Source organism: Paenibacillus polymyxa (genome assembly GCF_001719045.1).
Lineage (GTDB): Bacteria > Bacillota > Bacilli > Paenibacillales > Paenibacillaceae > Paenibacillus > Paenibacillus polymyxa_B.
The window spans coordinates 3,042,501-3,060,242 of record NZ_CP015423.1 but is presented as its reverse complement, the minus strand read 5'-3'; the positions used below and the strand labels follow the sequence as shown (position 1 = coordinate 3,060,242).

The following is a 17,742-nucleotide window of genomic DNA, read 5'->3' as shown; positions in this document are numbered from 1 at the left end:
CACTACAACAAACCGTACTAATCACGACGAGGACGTTCATGACGGCGATTCAGCTCAGCCAGAACGTCATCGAGCGGTAGCTTGCGCTCCTGCAACAGCACCAGCAGGTGATAAATCAAATCGCTGACCTCCAGGCGCAGTTCGTCATTATCTTTATTTTTGGCGGCAATGATTGTCTCGGATGCTTCTTCGCCAACCTTTTTCAAGATTTTGTCTACACCTTTATCAAAAAGATAAGTCGTGTAGGCCCCTTCAGGACGTGTCTCTTCGCGCTCCTTAATAATCGCCTCCAGCTGGGCAAGTACCTCAAAGCGGTCTGCTGAAGCACTGGAGACATCATTTACCAACGTGTGGTCTCCTGCATTTCCTGCAACAGGTGCTACAGCCGTTCCTGGGGCGGAAATATTACGAAAAAAGCAGCTCGTTGCTCCTGTATGACAGGCAGGACCGCTCGGAATGACACGTACCAACAGGGCATCACCGTCACAATCCAGCTGAATGGAGGTGATTTTTTGCGTATTCCCCGAAGTAGCCCCCTTGTGCCACAGCTCCTGTCTGGAACGTGACCAGAACCAGGTCTCTCCCGACTCCAAAGATAGTTTCAGCGATTCGCGGTTCATGTAGGCCAGCGTAAGCACCTGAAGCGTAGCATCATCCTGCACAATCGCCGAGACAAGTCCTGCCTCATTCCAGCGTACATTATCCAGTATCTGCTCCAGAGATAGCTGTTGGTTCAATTCGTTGCTCATCGTATCTCCACTCCTCTGCGCTTCAAATCCCGTTTTAGCTCAGGGATTCCTATTTCTTTATAATGAAAAATCGTTGCTGCTAATCCAGCATCCGCTTTGCCCGCCGTAAACACGTCATAGAAATGCTCCTGTTTGCCTGCTCCGCCAGAAGCGATAACTGGAATCCCAACGGTATCCGATACCGCGGAAGTCAGTGGCAGGTCAAAGCCGTCCTTGGTTCCGTCCGCATTCATGCTGGTCAGCAGAATCTCACCGGCTCCCAACTGTTCAGCTTCCTTGGCCCAGGCCAAGGCTCGGATACCAGATGGCGTGCGGCCTCCGTGCGTATACACTTCCCACTCGCCCCACGCCTCGTTGTACTTGGCATCAATGGCAACAACGATACATTGTGAGCCAAAGCTGCGCGCACCCTCCGCAATCAGCTGAGGGTTACGGACAGCTGCCGTATTTACGCCGATTTTATCAGCTCCGGCACGCAAAATGCGTTTCATATCATCGACATGAGATATCCCGCCACCTACGGTGAAAGGAATGGCAATTTCCCCGGCTGTCTGACGAACTACTTCTTCCATGGTGGCACGCCCTTCAACTGAAGCAGAAATATCCAGAAATACGATTTCGTCCGCCCCTTCCCGATCATAAAGTGCCGCCAATTCCACCGGATCGCCTGCATCGCGTAAGTTCACAAAATTAACGCCCTTAACCACCCTGCCATCCTTTACATCCAAGCAGGGAATAATACGTTTAGCCAGCATGCCTACTCCCCCTATGCCTTTGCTACAGCTTGTACCGCGACCTGTAAATCAATGCTGCCCGTATACAATGCCTTACCCACAATAGCACCGCCTACACCCTCTTTCGTATAGGTGCTCAGCGTGATTAGATCGTCCATCTTGCTGACACCGCCGGAAGCGATCACGGTTCGTCCACTGCTTTTCGCAAGCGCTACGATCGCCTCCACATTCGGGCCTTGCATCATTCCGTCGCGGGAAATGTCTGTAAAAATGAACGTTTCCGCTCCCTTGGAGGCCAACTCAGCAGCCAATTCGTCCGCTCGAACCTCCGAGGTTTCAAGCCATCCGCGCGTGGCCACATAGCCATTCCGTGCATCCAGACCAATGGCGATCCGATCACCGTAGGTACCCAATACTGCTTCCGTAAAAGCCCGGTCCTCAATCGCTGCCGTACCCAAGATCACACGGCTCACGCCCAGCGACAACAGTCGCTCTACATGTTCACGTGTACGCAAGCCGCCACCCACTTGTACAGGCACTTGCACCGCAGAAGCGATGCGCCCAATGAGCTCATCGTTCACCGGTTGACCTGCTTTAGCACCGTCCAAATCAACCAAATGAATGTAGGAGCCGCCCAAACGCTCCCATTCTTGGGCAACCTCCACCGGGTTTTCGTTGTATATCGTCTCCTGGTTATAATCTCCTTGTACCAGTCGTACACATTTGCCATCGCGAATATCAATCGCCGGGTATATCGTGAACAAAGTATGACCCCCTTGTGAGCTATTCAACATCTATATGCCTTTACATCAATCAACGACCAAAGTTGGCGTACCACCAACTGCATACTCACGAATCGTTACGCTCGCTTTTCCACTTCCGCTAGTTCCAAAAACTGACGAAGCAGTCGCATCCCCATTGCCCCGCTTTTCTCTGGGTGGAACTGCATGCCATATACATGGCCTCTGCCCACGATAGCTGTTACGGGCCCGCCATAATCGGTCACCGCCAGCAGGTCACTTTCGACCTCCGGCTTCGCATGATAGGAATGCACAAAATACACATGTCCTTCCTCCAAGCCCTGTAACAACGGGTGGTCCGGCTGAATCATACACAGACGATTCCAGCCCATATGCGGCACTTTAACCCCCAGATCAGGAGCAAATCGAACGACCTCGCCTGGTAAAATATTAAGCCCTTCGTGACTGCCGTATTCTTCACCACGAGTGAACAACAGTTGCATTCCTAGACAAACACCGAGCAGTGGTTGTCCAGCGCTGGCAACCTCCTGAATTACCCGATCCAATCCGCTGGAACGCAAATGCTCCATAGCGTCCCCGAATGCCCCTACACCTGGCAAAATCACACCGCTGGAGGAACGAATCACTTGGGCATCTCCCGTTACTACAGCCTCATAGCCAAGACGTTCAACGGCCTTGCTCACACTATGCAGATTGCCTCTGCCGTAATCCACAATGGCAATGGACATGGGCTACAGCACTCCCTTCGTTGAAGGCACTCCCGTCACCCGCGGATCAATGGATGTCGCTTCATCCAGTGCACGTCCCAGCGCTTTGAACACCGCTTCAATCATATGGTGGGTATTTTGCCCGTAGTGAACGATGACGTGTAGCGTCATGCGAGCCTCCAACGCAAATTTCCACAGAAATTCATGCACCAGCTCCGTCGAAAAGCTCCCTACCTGCTGTGACGGATACTCCGCACGATACTCAAAGTGAGGGCGGTTACTCAGATCAATGACAACCTGCGCGAGCGCCTCATCCATCGGTACAAAGACGCTGGCATAGCGCTTGATTCCTCTTTTATCACCCAACGCTTCCAGCAAGGTTTGCCCCAGACAAATACCAATATCCTCTACGGTATGATGATCGTCGATATCAACATCCCCTCTGGCCTGTACATTCAGGTCAAAGTGTCCGTGCTTGGTGAACAAATCCAGCATGTGATTCAGAAACGGAACATCCGTTTCAATCTCAGCTTGCCCTGTGCCGTCTACTGCAAAAGATAGCTGAATATCCGTTTCGTTCGTCTTTCGGCTGACGCTGCCTGTACGTTCTGTTACGTTATTTTCGTTCCCCATCGCCATCCACCGCCTTCTTTTCATTGTCCAATCGAACTTGTATCGCCCGTGCGTGTCCTTCCAGTCCTTCATGGCGGGCAAGCTGCATAATCGTCTCTCCATTGCGCAGCAGTGCTTCCTTGCTGTAATAGATCATACTCGACTTCTTGATAAAATCATCAATATCCACTGGCGAAGAAAACCGCGCCGTTCCATTCGTCGGGATAATGTGGTTAGGTCCGGCAAAATAATCGCCTACTGGCTCCGAGCTGTATGCTCCCAGGAAAATAGCTCCCGCGTTTTCAATCAGACCCACATGCTCCATCGGCTGCTCTGTCATAATTTCCAAATGTTCCGGCGCCAGTCGGTTTACAATATGGATGCCCTCTTCCAAAGTGTCGACGACAATGATAGCCCCATATGCCTCCACCGATGCAGCAGCAATATCTCTGCGCGGCAGCTCCGCCAATTGGCGCTGTACTTCAGCTGATACTTCTTCGGCCAAGCGTTGCGAAGGCGTAACCAGTATGGCTGAGGCCATTTCGTCATGTTCTGCCTGTGAAAGCAGGTCAGCTGCTACATAAGAGGCATTTGCTGTATCGTCAGCCAACACGACAATTTCACTTGGTCCCGCTATACTGTCGATATCCACCGCACCGTAAACCTCGCGTTTCGCCAGCGCTACATAAATGTTGCCGGGACCGCAAATTTTATCGACTGGCTCAATGCTATGTGTTCCGTAAGCGAGAGAGGCGATCGCCTGCGCTCCGCCAACCCTATATATTTCCGTTACACCAGCCTCTGCCGCAGCTACCAGTGTATATGGATCTATCCCTGCTTTGCCGCCTGTCGCCGGGGGTGTCACCATGACAATCTCCGGTACACCAGCCACCTGAGCGGGAATGACATTCATCAGCACTGAGGATGGATAGGCTGCTTTACCGCCCGGAACATACACGCCTACACGTTTCAACGGTCGGATAATTTGACCGAGCAAGCTACCATCTGGCTGTAAGTCCATCCACGAATTACGTTTTTGCTTCACGTGAAAAGCACGGATATTATCCGCCGCCTCTCGAATCGCCTGTAAAAAAGAAGGCTCTACCTTATCATATGCCGCCTTCAATTCTTCCTCCGTCACACGAAGTTGCTCTGCTGTCAGCGATACACCATCAAACGATTGCGTATATCGCAGGACAGCCTCATCCCCCTCTTGGCGTACCGACTGAATAATGGTACGCACAGCCTCATTTTGCTCAGGTGTGCCGTAATCCACCTCCCGTTGGAGACTGAAATCACGGGCTGATACGATCTTCATTTGTCCATTCCCCCTTACTTGCAGCTTGCAGAATGCCCCTTTAACCATTGGCTTATTCCTTTAGTCCATTTACTCCCGGGGTATCACCGCATTTGGAATCACCTGATGCAATCGATCACACAATGCCTGAATCGAGCTGTTTTTCATCCGGTAGCTGACCCGATTGGCAATCAGACGACTGGTAATATCCAGTATGCTGATTTGCTCGACCAATCCATTCTCCCGCAAGGTCTGCCCCGTTTCTACCATATCAACAATGCGGTCTGCCAGACCAATTAACGGCGCCAGCTCAATGGAGCCATTCAGCTTAATAACCTCCACCTGCTGGCCTTGCTCCCGAAAATACTGGGAAGCCACATTCGGATATTTTGTAGCGACCCGCTGACGAATACCTGGCTGCCAATCTGGTAAAGCAATCACCGACATCCGACAACGGGCAATCCCCAGATCCAGCAGTTCATACACATCCTTGTTTTCTTCCAGCAAAACATCCTTGCCCACAATGCCAATGTCCGCCGCCCCGTACTCCACATACGTAGGAACATCAACGGGCTTCGCCATAATAAATTCCATGCCCAGTTCGGGCAGTGGGATGACCAGCTTGCGCGTCTCGTCCACATCCAGCGGAATGGGAACCCCCGCTCGGCGAAATAGCTCAGAAGCCTGCTTATAAATCCGTCCCTTTGGCATGGCTACCTTCAATGTTTCCGTCACGGCAATTCCCTCCTTTGTACTGGCTGTCTTCCTTCAGCTGTATAGCTGTATACCTCTGCGTACAGGCCCTGCTGCTCACGACGTCGATCTTCCGGTCCGTCCGTGAGCCCTGTCACCACAGTAAGACCTGTTGCGCGTAGCTGTGCCGCTACGGATAACGCCTCTTGGCGTCCCTGTTCGTCATAGCGGATAAGTATAGGAAGCTTCGCCTCCATTTGAATACCATCCACACCATCGACAATCCGGTTCGTTTTCAATGCAAATCCTGTTGCAGGTACGGATCGACCAAACTGCTGAAGCAGATTGTCATAGCGGCCTCCGTTGCATACCGGGAACCCAATCTCCGCCGCATAGCCCTCAAAAGTCATTCCTGTATAATATGAAAAGTCCCCGATCATGGTAAGGTCGATTAACACATGCTCAGATACGCCGTAAGCCTCCAGCACTTCCCACACCTCGCACAAATGTGCAATGGATTGAATCGTCTGCTGCTCCACACTAAGACGGGTAGCCTGGTCACAAATTTCTTTTCCACCGCGCAACCGAAGAATAGCTTCCAACTTATCCCGATGTTCGGATGCCAAGCCCAAAGCTTCGATCGCTGTTCGGTAGCCCACTACATCACGACTGAGCAACAGTTCCTTTAGCGCTTGTTGTTCAGCCTGGCGGCCTGGAATGATTTCCTCAAATAAGCCGTTCAGGAATCCCACATGCCCCATCGCAATTTTAAAAGAGGTCACCCCTGCTGCCTGTAATGATGCAATTGCCAATGCTACAACTTCTGCATCAGCCTCAGGCGAATCATCACCCACCAGTTCCACACCCGTCTGAAAAAACTCCGCTTCTCTTCCTGCCTCTTCCTCAATCGCCCGAAATACATTTGCGTGATAGGAAAGTCGGAGTGGTACTTCCTCTTCCTTTAGCAACGAAGATACCACCCGTGCAATTGGAGCTGTCATATCCGATCGCAGCACCAACGTGGTCCCCCGGTTATTGAGTAATTTAAACAGTTTTCGATCGGAAGTAGAACTAGCCACTCCCACCGTATCGTAGTATTCCATCGTAGGCGTCATAATCTGGCGGTAACCCCAACGCTCCATGCATTCGAGTACATTCAGTTCAATGGCCCGCAGCTTCGACACTGCACGCGGAAGATAATCTCGAACCCCTACAGGGATCTCGAATCCTTTTGGCTTAGACATCTCTATCACCTCATGATTTCACAATATCTTTATCATGGTAAAGTGCTAACAAACTAAAGTATATTCGATATATTATCATGCTCTACTTGTGAACGTCAACCGAACGGCGCAGCCCTTTTTTACAGATTCGGCAAGCTGCTGCCCCTCTCTATATTTTATCCAATGCAAAATACATGAATCCTATATGAAAAACATCTATCAACGTATTTTCACGGAGCAAGACCGCGCCTACGTTAATTTTTTTGTGCATATAGAGTTGTTCAGCTCCACTGAAAATTTATAAATTCTATACTCTAAAAAAAAAGACTGCCAGCTTTAAGCTAACAGTCCAAATCAAAATATTTAGCTATTCACCTGTTCATCTTTACTCTGGAAAGGAAACTTCGGGACCGTGCCCAAACCGATCCATGCAAATGGTACATATCGAAAACACAACGTCACAATCAGCCATGAGCCAAACAGCGCCAACAACCATCCACCGGCAACGGAGAAGATATATTCTATCGGTGATCCATGCAAATCCAACTTGCGATACACCCGCAGTAACGCCGGGTGAAGTAAATAAATACCGAAAGAACATGCCCCCAACCAACTGATTAACCTTCGCAGTCTATCGTTAGTATGACGATATAATAAAACCGAGCACTGAAACAACACTAACGCAGATACGAGGGCATGTGCATTACGGAGTAGTTCATAGATCAGTGAATCTGCATAGATGTCTTTGCGATATGCTACAAACCATATTTGTACATAAGCTATACCCACGAGTAGCCAAGCCGCCCACAACCCCCACCAACTGATCAACTGACCACGTCTAATTACTGTACCTGACACTGGAAAAAGCCACTTTTTAAACCCTTCATATCCAATCGCTACAGCTGCGCCTAAGGCAAAATAACTGATATACGTAATCGCAAGACTTCCTCTTTCCTCTTGCCAAACGTATTTGTTCAGCAATACGAATCCCCATTGAATGGCTAACCCTACTGTCAGAATGATACAGGCTGCTCTCCGTGGACTCGATATCCAATGACATAAGCGCTGCACTCCCCACAACAACAGCGGGAAGACCAAATAAAATTGGATGATGATGATGACATAATACAAATGCGTGTATGCCTTTCCCGTTAACAGCACGAGTGGAAGATCACTGAGCGGCATCAACCCGCGTGTTACCAAGGTCAAATAATACACAAGAGAAAACAAAACGTACGGTAACACAATAAACATCAGTCTTTTTCGGAAAAATAGAAGCATATTCTTACCACGAAGCGGCCTATCGACATAATTGTAAAATAAAACAAATCCGCTCACAAAAATAAATACGGGCACCGCAAAGCTACTAAACATATTTAAAAATAGAAAAGGATAAAACAATAGAGAATGACGCGCATCAATTAAAGCCATTGAAGTCGCATGAATGGTAACAACGGCTGCAATTAATATTCCCCGGTAAATATCAAGCTCTGGTATACGTTCTTTTTTGACCAAATTAACACGCTCCCATATCGCCTTGCAAATATGTCTTTTATCAATTTTTAAACATAATCAACATGCATTACCCCACTTATTATACAGAAAAACAACACAAGAAAGACCCCTTAATACATAAGGGGCCTTCCTTATTGTGCTATTTACTACTCGTCCACACCAGAGCGTCTTAAATCACGCAACGGATTGCCACCCACAAATGCACCTGCGGGGACGTCTTTATGCACGACCGCTCCAGCCGCTACGATAGCTCCGTCACCAATGGTTACACCCGGCAGAATGGTTGTGTTGGCGCCGATCAGCACATGATCACCAATCACCACTTTACCGATACGATACTCCTCAATGAGGTATTCGTGAGCCAGTATCGTCGTGTTATACCCAATGACCGAATTGTTCCCTATCGTAATATACTCTGGAAAAAAAACATCCACCATCACCATCAGGCCAAAGGCCGCATGTTGCCCCACCTTCATCCCCAGCATTCTGCGGTAAATGACGTTTTTCAGAGAAAGCACAGGACAATACCGGGCAATCTGTATAAAAATAAAGTTCTTAATGCCTTTCCAGCGGCTCACCGTCCGATAAATCTGCCACAACGCATTGGGACCTTCTACAGGATAGCGGTTCACCTTTCTCACGATACATTGACACCTTGAAGCTCCAGCTTCAGCAAATCCCGCATATCATGCAACATGTAGTCAGGCCCATATCCGCGCAGAGTTTCCTCGCCCTTGAGCGACCAAGCTACACCAGCCGATTTCACACCTGCTGCCTGAGCTGACAAAATATCAAAAGAACTGTCTCCGACCATCAATGTATGCTTTGCTTCAGCATTCAAGCCTGCTAAGGCCTTAAGGACTGGCTCAGCATGTGGCTTAGGATGCTCTACATCGTCCACCGTCACAATATAATCCATAGAGGAAGTCAGATTGAATAGATTAAGTACACGTATCGTGGATGGTCGTATTTTAGTGGTCACAACCCCTAGCTTAATTCCTCTCGCACGCAACTCCTGAATAACCTCAATGACATATGGAAATGGCTTCACCATTTGATCATGATGAATCTGATTATAAGCACGGTAGTCCTTAACTAACCCAGATACATCCGTTAATCCCGAAAAAGTACGGAGTTGATCGTCCAGCGTTCCACCCATATGAGGAATAATATGCTCCCGCGTCAGCGGATCAGCATCCGGATGATTCAAAATGTGTAGAAATGTGCTGATAATCAACTCATTCGTATCCATGATGGTGCCGTCTAAATCAAACAAAATCGTATTTATCATAGATGCTCCTTCTTGTCCTCGTCCGTGTCTTCCTTAGGTAGCTTATCCGCCGTAGCTGTTGGAGGAACCGCATCTTGTCCTGGACGGGATACCTGTTCTGGTGTCACGTCAGGTACCTGATCAATCCCCGCTTTGCTAGAGATAATCGGATCGCTATACCGAGCAACAGATGTGCCCTTCCGGCGACGAACCAAAATGAAAATCACGGCAGCCACCACAATGAAAATAGGCAGCAATTGTGATATCCGTACGTTACCGTAACTTGGGTCCAGATGCCCTGGTTCAAACCCTAACCATACCATAGGAGACCACAGGGCATTTACAAAGGAAGCGAGCCAATCCGGTCCCTGAAAAGCCAAACTGTCCGTCCGTACACGCTCGATGAAAAAACGACCAATCGAGTACCAAATGAAGTAAAACGCAAACATTTCGCCTGCACGTACAAATTTCATACGACGAATGACGAGCAGCAAAATCACACCTACAATACTCCACAGTGATTCATATAAAAATGTAGGGTGATGAAACACCCCGTTAACGTTCATCTGATTCACAATGAAGTCCGGCAGATGCAGTTGATTTCGCAAAAAAGTCTCTTCCGTCGGTCCACCGTAGGCTTCCTGATTGACAAAATTACCCCAGCGTCCAATCGCTTGACCGATTAGTAGACCTGGTGCGCAAATATCAGCGATACGCCAGAAGTTATACCCTTTATACCGGAAATAAATGACCGCACATATAATGGCCCCGATCAAGGCACCGTATATCGCAATACCGCCATTCCAAATTTTAAAAACATCCCATAGATTATCTCGGTAGTCTTCCCATTTGAAGGCTACATAATAAATACGCGCTCCAATAATTGCTGATGGAACACCCAGAAGCAGCATATCCATAAAAAAGTCCTGCGGAATACCGAATCTTTTTCCTTCACGGATGGCGAGATATAAACCCACAAGCGCCGCCAGCCCCAAAATAAGCCCATACCAGTGGACCTTGATTGCCCCGATTGAAAAAGCGATCGGATTCAGCAGTAATGTTGCCGTTGACATATGTTTCTCTCACTCCTCGTTCTTCCTTGCAAACGAACAAACCAAACTTAATCCATCTCTTCCATATCTTCAGAAATCGTAGCAGTCAGCTTGTTTGTAAATTGCAGGGCTGCATTAACGCCCATTTGTTTCAAACGATAGTTCATCGCCGCCACCTCGATAATAACAGCCAAGTTTCGGCCCGGACGAACTGGGATCGTAACCAGTGGAACATCTGTATCAATAATGCGTGTCGTTTCCTCATCAAGACCAAGACGGTCATACTGCTTGTCCTGCTGCCATGCCTCCAGACGGACAACCAATGTAATCCGTTTGTTGTTACGAACTGCACCAGCACCAAACAGCGTCATCACATTAATAATGCCCACGCCACGAATTTCCAACAGGTGACGGATCAGCTCAGGTGCTGTACCATGCAGCTGAAAATCGGACGTTTGCCGAATTTCTACCGCATCATCTGCTACCAAGCGATGTCCACGTTTAACCAGTTCCAGTGCTGTTTCACTTTTACCAATACCACTACTTCCTGTGATAAGCATTCCCACGCCATACACGTCACATAGTACACCATGAATAGTCGCCGTAGGAGCCAGCTTTCTTTCGAGAAAGCCTGTGATGCGGCTTGATAAAATCGTCGTCGCCATATTAGTGCGCAGTACAGGAATATCCCGCTCTGCACTCGCCTCCACTAACTCAGCTGGTACCTCCAGACCACGTGTGATGATAATGCATGGAGTCAGTTCTGTACACAGACGCTCCATCCGATCCCGACGCTCCTCAGGAGGAAGCATCCCCAGAAAAGCCAACTCAGACCTTCCCAGAAGCTGTACCCGCTCCTGTGTATGATATTCAAAATACCCGGCCATCTCCAGACCTGGGCGATTCAAATCATCCACTGTGATCAGTCTTCGCAGACCTTTTTCACCAGAAATAACTTCCATTTGAAACTGCTGTACAAGCTCGGATACCTTTACCTGTTTAGCCATTGTATTCTCCCCTTCATCTGCAACACCGGATTCTATACGTCATTTGATTTATGTAGCTTTACCCTATTAACCATACAGCCCAACACCAGTCTATGCTGCACTGCATCAATCCACACTCCACTTGATTTAACACTATGGTTCCAGGCTAACTCTATTCCGACAGCTGGGTTGATCCCAACTAGGACTCCTGCCAACAAACCTTGCCTGCATGTAGACCTGTACCATTGTACCCATCGTATCGGAATTTTCCAATGAATGCAATGCCGAAGCTAGTAGCCGTATACGATATACAAAAAGAGTCGCAGTTCTCCGCTTGGGGAAAACTGCGACTCTCTTCCAGAGGCAAATTTTATTCGCCAACCAGAATACTCAATTCCGATTCCTTATCAAAAATATGAACCTTGTTCATATCAACAGCCAACTTCGCTTTGACACCATCACGAGTATTGGAACGTCCGTCTACACGGGCAATAATCGTATCATTTCCGGCACCGCTCAGGTACAACAGCATTTCATGACCGAGATTTTCCGTTACATCCACAGTGGATGTAAAGATCGTATTCGGAGAAGCCTCCAAGAATACAGGCTCTTCATGAATATCCTCAGGACGGATGCCCAAGATCACTTCTTTGCCGATATAGCCCTTCGCTTTTAAAATCTGTCCTTTACCTTCTGGTACGAACAGATCCAGACCCGGCGCAGCAAAATGCAATGCACCTTCTTTTTCAACCAGCTTACCTGTGATAAAGTTCATCGTAGGAGAGCCGATAAAACCAGCTACGAACAGATTCACTGGACGGTTGTACAGTTCATCTGGGGATGCAGCTTGTTGGATAATACCATCCTTCATAACTACAATCCGGTCACCCATCGTCATGGCTTCGACCTGGTCATGGGTTACGTAGATAACAGTCGTTTCCAGACGCTTAGCCAGCTTCGTGATTTCCGCACGCATCTGACCACGCAGCTTGGCATCCAAGTTGGACAGTGGCTCATCCATCAAGAACACTTGCGGGTCACGCACAATCGCACGTCCCAAGGCAACACGCTGGCGTTGACCACCTGATAACGCTTTCGGCTTACGATCCAGCAGATGTTCAATATCAAGGATTTTAGCCGCTTCACGTACACGTTTGTCAATTTCTTCTTTCTTCACCTTACGGAGCTTTAGACCAAAAGCCATGTTTTGGTATACATTCATATGCGGATACAAGGCATAGGATTGGAATACCATCGCAATATCGCGGTCCTTTGGAGCCACGTCGTTCACAACACGATCTCCAATGTACAATTTACCGTCTGAAATTTCCTCCAGACCAGCAATCATACGGAGCGTAGTAGATTTACCACAACCGGAAGGACCAACCAATACGAGAAACTCTTTATCTTGAATGTCCAAATTGACATCAACAACCGTAGCTTTATCTGCACCCGGATATTTCTTGAAAATATGCTCTAAACGTACACCAGCCATAGCTTTTGCCTCCCTAAGATCAAGTTATGAAATCGAATACATTTCTTACTTGTATCTTACCCTAGTCCCCGTAACGTGGCTATTCGCAAACTGCACAAAAATGCTATTTCCTTTTTGTCACTTTGTACAATAGGAGATAGAGCTTGACCAAAACCGCATCATTAAACGTCCGCACGTCCAATCCAGTCTCCTGTTTGATCTTGTCCAAACGGTAAATCAACGTATTTCGATGTACATAGAGGCGCTTAGCTGTCTCACTCACATTACAATCCAGTTGAAAAAAGATATCTAATGTAGCCATCGTTTCTGAGTCTTCCAGTATGACAGATGATTTCATTACCTGCTCTAAAAATAGTACGCGTTGTTCCTTGGGAATGCGGTTTAACAGCCTTTCTAAATGAAGCTCCCATGAAAAGTGGATGTGCTCTGTTACATGAAAAATCTTGCCCAGATGTATCGTCTCCCATAACAAATTCAGCTCTTGGGGAAGACTTTGCAAAGGGATCGAAGGCTTAGAAACCGCCAAATGGAATACACCCACCCACTCATTCGCAATAAGCTCATATAGGCCCAAGCTAAAAGCTGTAAGAACCTCCTCCAGCGATTCCGTAAAATCTGCATCCCTGGACTCAGTGTCTTTATCCCGTTCATCGTCGGCTCCTAATAAAAGCTCCTTTTTAGCCATAATCAGCCAAGACTGTTCGTCCAATGGAGTAAGTAACACATCCCCTCCAAAATAGCTCGCGAACAATCGATGGAGCTGCGTATAAGTAATAGCCCCCTCCTGTGTTCCCTCTCCATTCAGTAAAATCGGAACCATACACGCTGATAGCGAATCACGAAGCTGCAATTCATCAGGAACCTCTTCTTCCCTGTTTAGATTGGCAGCCTGCTGTATGAGCCATTGTCCAAAACGATTCATCCGCTCTTCCTCGCTATAAACTGGGTTATCCGACAATTGTGGACCGTTCTGCCAGACCTGCTCCATGTTCCCCAATAGCGCTTCTACCAGTTTCCGTTCTCGATCCGTCAAATATCTGGCCTCTACCACAAAGGCAGCCAGTTCACCTGCCGACGCACGAAACGGAAAATATAGCTTGTTGTCATGGACAAACGATCTATCCGGTATAACTGAATCGGCTGTCTCTCCCTCTGCCATCATTTCCGGGTACCAAGGCACTATGGTAAAAGGCGCTTGAATAATATTCTGAAGCTGTTGTTGAATCCATTCTGTATCCAGAGTCACGCGATCACCACTTCACTTTTTTAGAATATAGAATAAGCACTAAGCGAACATAATGAACTCATTATAACCTGTCGATACCGTAAAATAAAAAAGCTATATTAAAACATAACTTAAAACAATACAAAAAAAGCCATCAACTATAGGTTGATGACTTCTGATGAGCCATGAAGGACTCGAACCTTCGACACCCTGATTAAAAGTCAGGTGCTCTACCAACTGAGCTAATGGCTCGTAAAACTGGTGGAGGATGATGGATTCGAACCACCGAACCCGTAAGGGAGCAGATTTACAGTCTGATGCGTTTGGCCACTTCGCTAATCCTCCATATAAAGGTGGCTCGGGACGGAATCGAACCGCCGACACGAGGATTTTCAGTCCTCTGCTCTACCGACTGAGCTACCGAGCCATATCCATTAACAAAAAAATAAAGTGCGGAGGGATACCCCTTCCCACTTTAGTACGGTAAAACTATTGAATTGAAAAATGGCGGAACTGACGGGATTCGAACCCGCGATCTCCTGCGTGACAGGCAGGCATGTTAGGCCTCTACACCACAGTTCCCTAGATTTTTCAAAATTCAAAAATGGTGCCGGCGAGAGGACTTGAACCCCCAACCTACTGATTACAAGTCAGTTGCTCTACCAGTTGAGCTACACCGGCACAATGGTGGAGGCTGAGGGGATCGAACCCCCGACCCTCTGCTTGTAAGGCAGATGCTCTCCCAGCTGAGCTAAGCCTCCTGGGTATGTATGGTAGCGGCGGAGGGGATCGAACCCCCGACCTCACGGGTATGAACCGTACGCTCTAGCCAGCTGAGCTACACCGCCATAACATAATATTTCGCTAGCTTGTCCTAAATGGCGGAGAGAGAGGGATTCGAACCCTCGCACCACTTTCGCAGTCTAACCCCTTAGCAGAGGGTCCCCTTATAGCCACTTGGGTATCTCTCCATATAAACGGACTCACTTAGCAAAACTCCGCAAGTTATTCTGTATCTCACCAAAGTGATTTGGAATATCAAGCGTAATTTCAAGGTTACACCCTGAAAACTGGATCCGAAACTCATTTGCGTTTTATTTTAGGATAAGCCCTCGACCGATTAGTATTGGTCAGCTCCATGCATTACTGCACTTCCACCCCCAACCTATCTACCTCGTCGTCTTCAAGGGGTCTTACATACTGGGAAATCTCATCTTGAGGGGGGCTTCACGCTTAGATGCTTTCAGCGCTTATCCCTTCCGTACATAGCTACCCAGCGGTGCTCCTGGCGGAACAACTGGTACACCAGCGGTACGTCCATCCCGGTCCTCTCGTACTAAGGACAGCTCCTCTCAAATTTCCTACGCCCACGACAGATAGGGACCGAACTGTCTCACGACGTTCTGAACCCAGCTCGCGTACCGCTTTAATGGGCGAACAGCCCAACCCTTGGGACCTACTTCAGCCCCAGGATGCGATGAGCCGACATCGAGGTGCCAAACCTCCCCGTCGATGTGGACTCTTGGGGAGATAAGCCTGTTATCCCCAGGGTAGCTTTTATCCGTTGAGCGATGGCCCTTCCATGCGGTACCACCGGATCACTAAGCCCGACTTTCGTCCCTGCTCGACTTGTAGGTCTCGCAGTCAAGCTCCCTTCTGCCTTTGCACTCTTCGAATGATTTCCAACCATTCTGAGGGAACCTTGGGGCGCCTCCGTTACTCTTTAGGAGGCGACCGCCCCAGTCAAACTGCCCACCTGACACTGTCCTCGTACCGGTTCACGGTACCAAGTTAGAACCTAGATACGATCAGGGTGGTATCCCAAGGATGCCTCCTCTCAAGCTGGCGCTCAAGATTCAACGGCTCCCACCTATCCTGTACAGATCGTACCCAAATTCAATATCAAGCTGCAGTAAAGCTCCATGGGGTCTTTCCGTCTTGTCGCGGGTAACCTGCATCTTCACAGGTATTAAAATTTCACCGGATCTCTCGTTGAGACAGCGCCCAAGTCGTTACGCCATTCGTGCGGGTCAGAATTTACCTGACAAGGAATTTCGCTACCTTAGGACCGTTATAGTTACGGCCGCCGTTTACTGGGGCTTCGGTTCATAGCTTCGCTCTTGCGAGCTTACCACTCCCCTTAACCTTCCAGCACCGGGCAGGCGTCAGCCCGTATACTTCGCCTTGCGGCTTCGCACAGACCTGTGTTTTTGCTAAACAGTCGCTTGGGCCTTTTCACTGCGGCCCCCTCGGGCTATTCACCCTACCGAGGCACCCCTTCTCCCGAAGTTACGGGGTCATTTTGCCGAGTTCCTTAACGAGAGTTCTTCCGCGCGCCTTAGAATTCTCTTCTCGCCTACCTGTGTCGGTTTGCGGTACGGGCACCTTCTCCTGGCTAGAGGCTTTTCTTGGCAGTCTGAGATCATGACCTTCGCTACTATAATTTTCGCTCCCCATCACAGCCCAGCCTTACGATGTGCGGATTTGCCTACACACCAGCCTCACTGCTTAGACGGACATCCATCAGTCCGCGTCACTACCCTACTGCGTCACCCCATTGCTCATAACGGATTACGGTGGTACAGGAATTTCGACCTGTTGTCCTTCGACTACGCCTATCGGCCTCGCCTTAGGTCCCGACTTACCCTGAGCGGACGAACCTTCCTCAGGAACCCTTAGGCTTTCGGCGGATCTGATTCTCACAGATCTTTTCGTTACTCATACCGGCATTCTCACTTGAATGCAGTCCAGCGCTCCTTACGGTACACCTTCAACCCGCATTCAACGCTCCCCTACCCCTGATGCAAGCATCAAGCCATAGCTTCGGTGGTGTGTTTAGCCCCGTTACATTTTCGGCGCAGAGTCACTCGACCAGTGAGCTATTACGCACTCTTTCAATGGTGGCTGCTTCTAAGCCAACATCCTGGTTGTCTGTGCAACTCCACATCCTTTCCCACTTAACACACACTTGGGGACCTTAGCTGATGGTCTGGGCTGTTTCCCTTTCGACAATGGATCTTAGCACTCACTGTCTGACTCCCGGAACTAAATCTATGGCATTCGGAGTTTGACTGAGCTTGGTAACCCTTGCGGGCCCCGCACCCAATCAGTGCTCTACCTCCACGATTCTTCTTTCCGAGGCTAGCCCTAAAGCTATTTCGGGGAGAACCAGCTATCTCCGGGTTCGATTGGAATTTCTCCGCTACCCCCACCTCATCCCCGCATTTTTCAACATGCGTGGGTTCGGGCCTCCAGTGCGTGTTACCGCACCTTCACCCTGGACAGGGGTAGATCACCCGGTTTCGGGTCTACGTCCACGTACTCATTCGCCCTATTCAGACTCGCTTTCGCTGCGGCTTCAGCTCTTCACCTTAACCTTGCACGGGAACGTAACTCGCCGGTTCATTCTACAAAAGGCACGCC

Annotated in this window: 15 protein-coding genes, 8 tRNA genes and 1 rRNA gene (1 of these 24 cut by a window edge); all 24 read right to left on the bottom strand. The window is 48.8% G+C overall.

Going from position 1 to position 17,742, the window contains the following annotated elements; all coding sequences use genetic code 11:
- Positions 1-17 precede the first annotated feature (17 nt).
- Positions 18-749 carry a bifunctional phosphoribosyl-AMP cyclohydrolase/phosphoribosyl-ATP diphosphatase HisIE gene (hisIE, locus tag AOU00_RS13690; protein ID WP_069290801.1) on the bottom strand — a complete coding sequence of 244 codons (732 nt, stop codon included), beginning with the start codon at positions 747-749 and terminating at the stop codon, positions 18-20.
- Positions 746-1,504, bottom strand: a complete 759-nt coding sequence (gene hisF, locus AOU00_RS13685) for an imidazole glycerol phosphate synthase subunit HisF (RefSeq protein WP_013308248.1) — start codon at positions 1,502-1,504, stop codon at positions 746-748. The genes hisIE and hisF overlap by 4 nt, the downstream gene beginning before the upstream one ends.
- Positions 1,505-1,515: 11 nt before the next feature.
- Positions 1,516-2,247, bottom strand: a complete 732-nt coding sequence (gene hisA / locus AOU00_RS13680; RefSeq protein ID WP_069290800.1) for a 1-(5-phosphoribosyl)-5-[(5-phosphoribosylamino)methylideneamino]imidazole-4-carboxamide isomerase — start codon at positions 2,245-2,247, stop codon at positions 1,516-1,518.
- Between the two features lie 95 nt (positions 2,248-2,342).
- Positions 2,343-2,972, bottom strand: a complete 630-nt coding sequence (hisH, locus tag AOU00_RS13675; protein ID WP_069290799.1) for an imidazole glycerol phosphate synthase subunit HisH — start codon at positions 2,970-2,972, stop codon at positions 2,343-2,345.
- A 3-nt stretch (positions 2,973-2,975) separates the two neighbouring features.
- On the bottom strand, positions 2,976-3,584 hold the full coding sequence (gene hisB, locus AOU00_RS13670) for an imidazoleglycerol-phosphate dehydratase HisB (RefSeq protein WP_069292045.1): 609 nt from the start codon (positions 3,582-3,584) through the stop codon (positions 2,976-2,978).
- Positions 3,568-4,881 carry a histidinol dehydrogenase gene (hisD, locus tag AOU00_RS13665; protein ID WP_069290798.1) on the bottom strand — a complete coding sequence of 438 codons (1,314 nt, stop codon included), beginning with the start codon at positions 4,879-4,881 and terminating at the stop codon, positions 3,568-3,570. The genes hisB and hisD overlap by 17 nt, the downstream gene beginning before the upstream one ends.
- 69 nt (positions 4,882-4,950) lie before the next feature.
- Positions 4,951-5,595, bottom strand: coding sequence for an ATP phosphoribosyltransferase (gene hisG, locus AOU00_RS13660; protein ID WP_069290797.1), 645 nt, complete (start codon positions 5,593-5,595; stop codon positions 4,951-4,953).
- Complete coding sequence (locus AOU00_RS13655) at positions 5,592-6,797, bottom strand: ATP phosphoribosyltransferase regulatory subunit (RefSeq protein ID WP_069290796.1); 1,206 nt, start codon at positions 6,795-6,797, stop codon at positions 5,592-5,594. The genes hisG and AOU00_RS13655 overlap by 4 nt, the downstream gene beginning before the upstream one ends.
- 342 nt (positions 6,798-7,139) lie before the next feature.
- Complete coding sequence (locus AOU00_RS13650; protein ID WP_069290795.1) at positions 7,140-8,291, bottom strand: acyltransferase; 1,152 nt, start codon at positions 8,289-8,291, stop codon at positions 7,140-7,142.
- Positions 8,292-8,437: 146 nt separating this feature from the next.
- Entirely contained in the window at positions 8,438-8,932 is a 495-nt protein-coding gene (locus tag AOU00_RS13645; RefSeq protein WP_081330710.1) for an acyltransferase, read from the bottom strand.
- Positions 8,929-9,582: a pyrophosphatase PpaX gene (gene ppaX, locus AOU00_RS13640; protein ID WP_061830201.1), complete on the bottom strand. Its 654-nt coding sequence runs from the start codon at positions 9,580-9,582 to the stop codon at positions 8,929-8,931. Before ppaX ends, AOU00_RS13645 begins: the two co-directional genes overlap by 4 nt.
- Complete coding sequence (gene lgt, locus AOU00_RS13635) at positions 9,579-10,634, bottom strand: prolipoprotein diacylglyceryl transferase (RefSeq protein ID WP_061830200.1); 1,056 nt, start codon at positions 10,632-10,634, stop codon at positions 9,579-9,581. The genes ppaX and lgt overlap by 4 nt, the downstream gene beginning before the upstream one ends.
- Before the next feature lie 47 nt (positions 10,635-10,681).
- Entirely contained in the window at positions 10,682-11,620 is a 939-nt protein-coding gene (gene hprK, locus AOU00_RS13630; protein ID WP_013308232.1) for an HPr(Ser) kinase/phosphatase, read from the bottom strand.
- Between the two features lie 349 nt (positions 11,621-11,969).
- On the bottom strand, positions 11,970-13,094 hold the full coding sequence (locus tag AOU00_RS13625) for an ABC transporter ATP-binding protein (RefSeq protein ID WP_061830199.1): 1,125 nt from the start codon (positions 13,092-13,094) through the stop codon (positions 11,970-11,972).
- A 103-nt stretch (positions 13,095-13,197) separates the two neighbouring features.
- Positions 13,198-14,340 carry a PucR family transcriptional regulator gene (locus AOU00_RS13620; protein WP_061830198.1) on the bottom strand — a complete coding sequence of 381 codons (1,143 nt, stop codon included), beginning with the start codon at positions 14,338-14,340 and terminating at the stop codon, positions 13,198-13,200.
- Between the two features lie 158 nt (positions 14,341-14,498).
- Positions 14,499-14,571, bottom strand: a tRNA-Lys gene (locus AOU00_RS13615).
- Between the two features lie 7 nt (positions 14,572-14,578).
- Positions 14,579-14,664 (bottom strand) — tRNA-Tyr (locus AOU00_RS13610).
- 9 nt (positions 14,665-14,673) lie between these two features.
- Positions 14,674-14,746: transfer RNA gene (locus AOU00_RS13605), tRNA-Phe, on the bottom strand.
- A gap of 78 nt (positions 14,747-14,824) precedes the next feature.
- Positions 14,825-14,901: transfer RNA gene (locus tag AOU00_RS13600), tRNA-Asp, on the bottom strand.
- Positions 14,902-14,924: 23 nt separating this feature from the next.
- Positions 14,925-15,000 (bottom strand) — tRNA-Thr (locus tag AOU00_RS13595).
- Positions 15,001-15,004: 4 nt separating this feature from the next.
- Positions 15,005-15,080, bottom strand: a tRNA-Val gene (locus AOU00_RS13590).
- A 10-nt stretch (positions 15,081-15,090) separates the two neighbouring features.
- Positions 15,091-15,167 (bottom strand) — tRNA-Met (locus tag AOU00_RS13585).
- 31 nt (positions 15,168-15,198) lie between these two features.
- Positions 15,199-15,290: transfer RNA gene (locus tag AOU00_RS13580), tRNA-Ser, on the bottom strand.
- A 129-nt stretch (positions 15,291-15,419) separates the two neighbouring features.
- Positions 15,420-17,742: ribosomal RNA gene (locus AOU00_RS13575) — 23S ribosomal RNA — on the bottom strand (it continues 602 nt past the right edge of the window).